The organism is Streptomyces sp. NPDC001219, from assembly GCF_053597915.1.
This window is the reverse complement of sequence record NZ_JBSFJF010000075.1, coordinates 22986-30699: the sequence shown is the minus strand read 5'-3', so window position 1 is coordinate 30699 and position 7714 is coordinate 22986. Positions and strand designations below refer to the sequence as shown.

The following is a 7714-nucleotide window of genomic DNA, read 5'->3' as shown; positions in this document are numbered from 1 at the left end:
GTGTGCTATTCCTATCTTGGTGCGTGCGATCGCAAGGCGGAGGGTCGCCCCGATACTGGGTGTATCGGGGCGAACCCGACAACGCAGCGAGCGTGCGCGCCAGGCGCCGCGGGGCAGGTGGGAGTTTGACGACAGGTCCTAGGACTTCTTGGACTGCGTGGGCGCCGGGGAACCGGAGGCGGCCGGGCTCTGGCAGCCCTTCTGGGCGGCCATCGCCGTGCCGACGTCACCGGCCTCCAGGTTCTTGAAGGCGGCCTCGCTCTGCTTGTTGAGCTTGTTGATGCCGTTGGAGAGGTCGCGCAGCCCGTCCGCGAACTTGAGCTTGTCCGAGGTGTCCAGGCCGTCGACCTGCTTCTGGAGGTCCGCGTAGCCCTTGGACAGCGAGTTGAGCTCCTTGACGGCGTTCTGCTGGGCCTGCTTGCCCTCGTCGGTCGGCGGAGGCCCGGCCTTCTCCAGGGACTTGGCCAGCGAGGCGTAGGCGCTGGAAATCTTCTGGAAGGCGGCGGAGTCCGTCTGCTGGACCTTCTTGGAGTCCGTGCTTCCGTTGTCGGCGGTCTGCATGGCGCCGTTGGCGTCCTGGATCTGCTTGAAGTGAGCCTGCGCAGGGTCGCAGAAACTCTTCGCCCAGTCATTGAGCTTCTTGCTGCTGTCGTCGCTGCAACCGGTCAGCGCGAGTACCAGTGCGGCACCGCCGGACAGTGCAGCCACAAGCTTCTTGTTCACCGGATTGGTCCCTTCCATGGCTCTCGGCCCCGGAACATACACGTCGAAAGGGCCTGGGCCACCGGTCGGGCATCCCGCCCTGCCCTCATTGCAGCCATTTGCACCAAGGACCGCAGGGCCACCCGGGCACGCGGAAGGCGGGTGGCCGGCGCCTGCAAAGTACGCCGTCCACCCGCCCAGTTGAGCGGTCCGCGGGCCCTTCCGGTGGTCCTTTCCGGCTAGGAGGCCACCACCGTCTTGGCCGACTTGGCGATGCTTTCCGAATCCTCGGAGTTGTCTTCGTCACCCACGGCGATTCCGCGCCGCTTGGAGACGTAGACGGAACCGACGATGACGGCGATCGCCAGCAACGCGACCACGAGACGGACGCCCGTGCTCTTGTCCTCGCCGTATGAGAACTTGACCACAGCGGGCGCGATCAGCAGCGCCACCAGGTTCATGACCTTCAGCAGCGGGTTGATCGCCGGACCGGCGGTGTCCTTGAACGGGTCACCGACGGTGTCACCGATGACCGTCGCGGCATGCGCCTCGCTGCCCTTGCCGCCGTGGTGTCCGTCCTCGACCAGCTTCTTGGCGTTGTCCCACGCGCCACCGGAGTTGGCGAGGAAGACCGCCATCAGCGTGCCGGTGCCGATCGCACCCGCCAGGAACGAGCCGAGCGCGCCGACACCGAGCGAGAAGCCGACCGCGATCGGGGTGAGCACGGCCAGCAGCCCGGGGGTGGCCAGCTCACGCAGGGCGTCCTTGGTGCAGATGTCCACGACCCGCCCGTATTCGGGCTTCTCGCTGTAGTCCATGATCCCGGGGTGCTCCCGGAACTGCCGGCGCACCTCGAAGACCACCGCGCCCGCCGACCGCGAGACCGCGTTGATCGCCAGCCCGGAGAACAGGAAGACGACCGAGGCGCCGAGGATCAGCCCGACCAGGTTGTTGGGCTGCGAGATGTCCAGGCTGAGCCCCATACCGGTGGCGGCGTTGCCGACGTCCCGTACGGCGGTGGCGATCGCGTCCCGGTACGAGCCGAAGAGCGCGGCCGCGGCCAGTACGGCCGTCGCGATGGCGATGCCCTTGGTGATGGCCTTGGTGGTGTTGCCGACCGCGTCCAGGTCGGTCAGCACCTGCGCGCCGTCACCGGTGACATCGCCGGACATCTCGGCGATGCCCTGCGCGTTGTCGGAGACCGGGCCGAAGGTGTCCATCGCCACGATCACGCCGACGGTGGTCAGCAGGCCGGTGCCGGCCAGTGCCACCGCGAACAGCGCCAGCATGATGGAGGCACCGCCCAGCAGGAACGCGCCGTAGACGGCCAGCCCGATCAGCACCGCCGAGTAGACCGCCGATTCCAGGCCGATCGAGATACCGGAGAGCACGACCGTGGCCGGCCCGGTCAGCGAGGTCTTCCCGATGTCCCGCACGGGCCGCCGGGTGGTCTCGGTGAAGTAGCCGGTCAGCTGCTGGATCAGCGCGGCCAGCACGATGCCGATGGCGACCGCCACCAGCGCCAGCATCCGCGGGTCGCCGCTGGTGCTCAGGATCTCGACGTCGGTGACGCCCTTCAGGCCCTGGTAGCTGGACGGCAGGTAGGTGAACACGGCGACGGCCACCAGGACCAGCGAGATGCCCGCGGAGATGAAGAAGCCGCGGTTGATGGCCGTCATGCCGCTGCGGTCACTGCGCCGGGGCGCGACCACGAAGATCCCGATCATCGCGGTGAGCACCCCGATGGCCGGGACCAGCAGCGGGAAGGCGAGCCCGGCGTCGCCGAAGGCGGCCATGCCCAGGATGAGCGCGGCGACCAGGGTCACCGCGTACGACTCGAAGAGGTCGGCGGCCATACCGGCGCAGTCACCGACGTTGTCACCCACGTTGTCCGCGATGGTCGCGGCGTTGCGCGGGTCGTCCTCGGGGATGCCCTGCTCGACCTTGCCGACGAGGTCGGCGCCGACGTCCGCGGCCTTGGTGAAGATGCCGCCGCCGACCCTCATGAACATCGCGATCAGCGCGGCACCGAGGCCGAAGCCCTCCAGCACCTTGGGCGCGTCGACGGCGTACACGAGCACCACGCAGGAGGCACCGAGCAGCCCCAGCCCCACGGTGAACATTCCGACGACGCCGCCGGTACGGAATGCGATCTTCATCGCCTTGTGGGAGACGGCCGTGAGATCCCTTTCCCGGGGATCACCCTCGTCCGGAGTGGCTTCCCGGGCGGCCGCCGCGACGCGCACATTGCTGCGTACGGCGAGCCACATGCCGATATAGCCGGTGGCCGCCGAGAATCCGGCGCCGATCAAGAAGAAGGCGCTGCGTCCGGCCCGCTGCGTCCAATTGTCCGCAGGCAGCAGCATGAGCAGGAAGAACACCACGACGGCGAATACCCCGAGGGTCCGCAACTGCCGCGCCAGGTAGGCATTTGCGCCTTCCTGCACCGCCGCCGCGATCTTCTTCATACTGTCGGTTCCCTCACCGGCCGCGAGCACTTGGCGGACCAGCACCGCCGCGACAGCCAGTGCCGCCAGGGCGACCACGGCGATCACCAGCACGATGCCGCGATTGCCCGCCGTAAGCGACGGCCCGGCCAGAAAAGTGGGGGTGTCAAGCAACTGAGGGGTGTAAGGCCCCGCCATTCGTCCTCCTTGACGTTTGGCACATGGGCGCGCGGAAGCACGCTCAGGCGTCCTGAGCAAGATGTGGACGGATTGTAGGGAGCCGCGGTTGATCAAAACAGTACGCGTCAAAGGGAATTCGCCGGTGACAGCGAAGATCAAAAGGCCGGGGCGGTACGGAATTCGCCCGGACGAAGGAAAGCGCCGAATTCGCTGACCACGGCCCGATGATCTCCATGTCCTACTGATCGCCAATGGAGCGCCGACTGATCGCCGCTGCTCAAGGACGCCGCCCCGGAGCCTGAGCCGATTGAGGTACGCGTGACACCGGAGAGAATTGATCCGCCCACCTACGGCCGAACGGGTGGCCCCACCCGCCCGCACCGCTCCCCGCGACCCGATGAAGAACCGTCAGATCGAGTCCGGATCGCAACGCATGCGACGGGAACGGAGCGGGGGGGGACGCGGGAGATGGCCGATGCGGGGCCCGTGCCGCGTCCGTACGGTCGGCGGGCGCGGGATCGGCGTCGGCACGGGGCCGAGGCCGTCGCGGGGCTTGGCTCGTCGCGGTGTCGGGCCCGTCCCGACGGAAGGGAGCCGCTCACTCCGGCTCAGAGCCCGGCAGAGGGCCGTAGGGCGCTCTCTCCGGGATCTCGTGGCCGGGCGACCGGGCAGGGTGCCGCGCTGGTGAGCGAGGCCGCTACGACCGCCGTCACGGCCCTTGAGAGCCACTGTGGGTAGATCGGCACCCCGAGGACGTGACGGCTCGTGCCGCGTCACCCACGGAGGGCGTCGCCACCTACGAAGGGCAGGGTGTGGTCACCTACGGAGAGCGTGGCCGACTACGGGCAGCCCGGCTCGGAGACGCCCCGCTCACGGGGCCGTCGCACGCCCTACGGCAGGACCGCGGCAGCCGTGGTGGGCCAGGTCATGCGGATCAGTCCGCCGTCCTTGCCGGCGGTCACCTCGACGTCGTCGACCAGCCCGCTGATCACGGCGAGGCCCATCTCGTCCTCGCCCTCGGCGTCGGTCTCCGCGACGCTCTCGGCCTCGTCGGCGCCCCGCGCCGTGCCGGAGTCGCCGGTCACGCCGTCGCCCACCTCGATGGAGAACTTCTTCTCGTCCTCGATCAGCAGGACCCGGACGGGCGAGCTGATGTCATGGCTCTCGTGCAGGCCCACGGCGCGGCTGCACGCCTCACCGACGGCGAGCCGCACCTCGTCCAGGACGGCCTCGTCCACCCCCGCGCGCCGTGCCACCGCGGCCGCGACCAGACGCGCGGTGCGGACATGCTCGGGAAGGGCGCTGAAGCGAAGTTCGACGGTGGCCATGCCATCCCCCTAGTGATGCGGGCGTGCGACGCAGGGGGCCGGACCTCCGTCCGGTACCCCCCACTACTTCCTCCCCCCGCGCCTGCTGGCGCGGGGGACCGGCAAAACCGTCAGTCAGTCGCCGAGACGGCTTCGTCGACCGAGGTGTGAATCGGGAACACCTTGGTCAGTCCGGTGATACGGAAGATCTTGAGAATGCGCTCCTGGTTGCAGACCAGGCGCAGCGAGCCCTCATGGGCACGCACTCGCTTGAGCCCACCGACCAGGACGCCGAGCCCAGTGGAGTCCAGGAAGTCGACACGTTCCATGTCCACCACGAGGTGGTAGCTTCCGTCGTTCACAAGCTCGACCAGCTGCTCCCGCAGCTTGGGCGCGGTGTATACATCAATCTCGCCACCGACCTCGACGACCGTACGGTCGCCAACGGTCCGGGTCGACAGGGACAGGTCCACGGATCCTCCAGCACCTTGCTATCGAGCGGTCGCCCCCCTGGGGCCTCCCCACCGTAGGTAGGGGCGGATCTGGCAGCCGCGATGGCATTCAATCACTTACCGGTAGGCGTGCACGACGCCCTTTAAGCATTGTCCGTCACTTCCGGTGACACACTCGGTGCCGATGGCCTCCAATCCAGTCCCGCCGGATGCGGGCGCACGTACGTCCCCAGGCATGATTCTCGAACGTCTCACCAGGGGCGCGACCCGCGCTGCGCGCATCACTCATACGGAGCACTTGCCCCCGCGCATCGGCAGCCATGCCGACTGGCCGGAACAGATCCGGCCGGAAGTGATCGCCGCCATCCGCTCGGCCGGAATCGAGCGTCCCTGGGCCCACCAGGCACGGACATCCGAACACGCGCTGCGCGGCGAATCGGTCGTGGTCGCCACCGGCACCGCCTCGGGGAAGTCCCTGGCCTATCTCGCCCCGGTGCTCTCCACGCTCCTGGACGGCTCCGAGGCCCCGAACGGGAGAGGGGCCACGGCCCTGTATCTGGCCCCCACGAAGGCGCTGGCAGCCGATCAGCGGCGCGCCGTACGGGAGCTGGCCGCCCCGCTGGGCCCGGCCGTCCGGCCCGCGGTCTACGACGGCGACACCCCCGTCGAGGAGCGCGAGTGGGTCCGCCAGTACGGCAACTACGTCCTGACCAACCCCGACATGCTGCACAGCGGCATCCTGCCGTCGCACCCCCGCTGGTCCTCCTTCCTGCGGGCGCTGCGCTATGTCGTCATCGACGAGTGCCACAGCTACCGCGGCGTCTTCGGCTCCCATGTCGCGCAGGTCGTCCGTCGGCTGCGCCGTATCTGCGCCCGCTACGGCTCCGAACCGGTCTTTCTGCTCGCCTCCGCCACGGCCGCGGAGCCGGGGCAGGCCGCGACCCGGCTGACCGGTCTGCCCGTGGTGGAAATCACCGAGGACACCTCGCCGCGCGGTGAGTTGGTCTTCGCGCTGTGGGAGCCGCCGCTGACCGAACTCCACGGCGAGCAGGGCGCCCCGGTCCGCCGGACCGCCACCGCCGAGACCGCGGATCTGCTCACCGACCTCGCCGTCCAGGGCGTACGCACCGTCGCCTTCGTCCGCTCCCGGCGCGGCGCCGAACTCATCGCCCTCATCGCCCAGGAGCGGCTCGCGGAGGTGGACCGCTCGCTGCCCGGACGGGTCGCCGCCTACCGGGGCGGCTATCTGCCCGAGGAACGCCGCGCCCTGGAACGTGCCCTGCACAGCGGTGAACTGCTCGGCCTGGCCGCCACCACCGCGCTCGAACTGGGCGTGGACGTGTCCGGTCTGGACGCCGTGGTCATCGCCGGCTATCCGGGGACCCGGGCGTCCCTGTGGCAGCAGGCCGGGCGGGCGGGCCGCTCCGGGCAGGGCGCGCTCGCCGTGCTCGTGGCCCGCGACGACCCGCTGGACACCTATCTCGTGCACCACCCCGAGGCGCTCTTCGACCAGCCCGTCGAATCCACCGTCCTCGACCCCGACAACCCCTACGTGCTCACCCCGCACCTGTGCGCGGCCGCCGCGGAAATCCCGCTCACCGCCTCCGACTTCCCGCTCTTCGGGCCCGCGGCCGACGGGCTGATGCCGCAGCTGGAGGCCGCGGGCCTGCTGCGCCGGCGCGCCAAGGCCTGGCACTGGACGCGCCGTGAGCGCGCCGCCGACCTCACCGACATCCGCGGGCAGGGCGGCTCGCCGGTGCAGATCGTGGAGACCGGTACCGGACGGCTGCTGGGCACCGTGGACGCCGCCGCCGCGCACATGACGGTCCACGACGGCGCGGTCCACCTCCACCAGGGCCGTACCTACCTCGTGCGGCAGCTCGACCTCGCCGACGACGTGGCGCTCGTCGAGGAGGCCAGCCCGCCCTATTCCACGACCGCCCGGGACACCACCGCGATCTCCATCCTCGACACGGACACCGAGATCCCCTGGGGCGCCGCCCGGCTGTGCTTCGGGTCCGTCGAGGTCACCAACCAGGTCGTCTCCTTCCTGCGCCGCAAGCTGATCACCGGCGAGGTCCTGGGCGAGACCAAGCTCGATCTGCCGCCCCGTACGCTGCGCACCCGCGCGGTGTGGTGGACGGTCACCGAGGACCAACTCGACGCCGCCCGGGTCAATCCCGAGCAGCTGGGCGGCGCCCTGCACGCCGCGGAACACGCCTCCATCGGCATGCTGCCGCTCTTCGCCACCTGCGACCGCTGGGACATCGGCGGCGTCTCCGTGCCGCTCCACCCGGACACCCTGCTGCCGACCGTCTTCGTCTACGACGGACACCCGGGCGGCGCCGGATTCGCGGAGCGCGCCTTCCACACCGCCGCCGCGTGGCTGGGTGCCACCCGTGAGGCGATCGCCTCCTGCGAGTGCGAGGCCGGCTGCCCTTCCTGCATCCAGTCGCCCAAGTGCGGCAACGGCAACGACCCGCTCCACAAGCGGGGCGCCATCCGGCTGCTGGGCGAGCTGCTGCGCGGTGTGCCACAGGGGCCGTAGCAGCGGGCGTAGTGGGCGGGGCGGGCGTAGCGGAGGCGCCGGGGCGGGCTGGGCGTGGAGCATGGTGACCGGGGCCGG

The 7714-nt window shown here is 70.0% G+C and carries 5 protein-coding genes; 1 reads left to right on the top strand and 4 read right to left on the bottom strand.

From position 1 onward, the window contains the following. Window positions 1–138: 138 nt before the first annotated feature. The 4 genes from ACWC9R_RS31800 to bldG form a co-directional block, all read right to left on the bottom strand. On the bottom strand, window positions 139–723 hold the full coding sequence (locus tag ACWC9R_RS31800) for a small secreted protein (protein ID WP_450736717.1): 585 nt from the start codon (window positions 721–723) through the stop codon (window positions 139–141). A gap of 218 nt (window positions 724–941) precedes the next feature. Continuing rightward, entirely contained in the window at window positions 942–3347 is a 2406-nt protein-coding gene (locus tag ACWC9R_RS31795; RefSeq protein ID WP_450736716.1) for a sodium-translocating pyrophosphatase, read from the bottom strand. 872 nt (window positions 3348–4219) lie between these two features. Beyond that, complete coding sequence (locus ACWC9R_RS31790) at window positions 4220–4657, bottom strand: ATP-binding protein (protein WP_450736714.1); 438 nt, start codon at window positions 4655–4657, stop codon at window positions 4220–4222. Between the two features lie 110 nt (window positions 4658–4767). Next, a complete protein-coding gene (gene bldG / locus ACWC9R_RS31785; protein ID WP_046926810.1) occupies window positions 4768–5109 on the bottom strand; it encodes an anti-sigma factor antagonist BldG in 342 nt (113 codons plus the stop codon). A 163-nt stretch (window positions 5110–5272) separates the two neighbouring features. On the opposite strand from bldG, the gene ACWC9R_RS31780 reads away from it, so the two are divergent. Next, the gene (locus tag ACWC9R_RS31780) at window positions 5273–7636 is read left to right on the top strand and encodes a DEAD/DEAH box helicase (RefSeq protein ID WP_450736712.1); all 2364 of its coding nucleotides are present in this window, start codon (window positions 5273–5275) and stop codon (window positions 7634–7636) included. The last annotated feature ends 78 nt before the right edge of the window (window positions 7637–7714 follow it).

What these genes read in the sequence shown, in the direction of transcription:
- ACWC9R_RS31795 (WP_450736716.1), bottom strand. Translation starts at nt 3,347, where the DNA reads ATGGCGGGGCCTTACACCCCTCAGTTGCTTGACACCCCCACTTTTCTG.
- ACWC9R_RS31790 (WP_450736714.1), bottom strand. Translation starts at nt 4,657, where the DNA reads ATGGCCACCGTCGAACTTCGCTTCAGCGCCCTTCCCGAGCATGTCCGC.
- ACWC9R_RS31780 (WP_450736712.1), top strand. Translation starts at nt 5,273, where the DNA reads ATGGCCTCCAATCCAGTCCCGCCGGATGCGGGCGCACGTACGTCCCCA.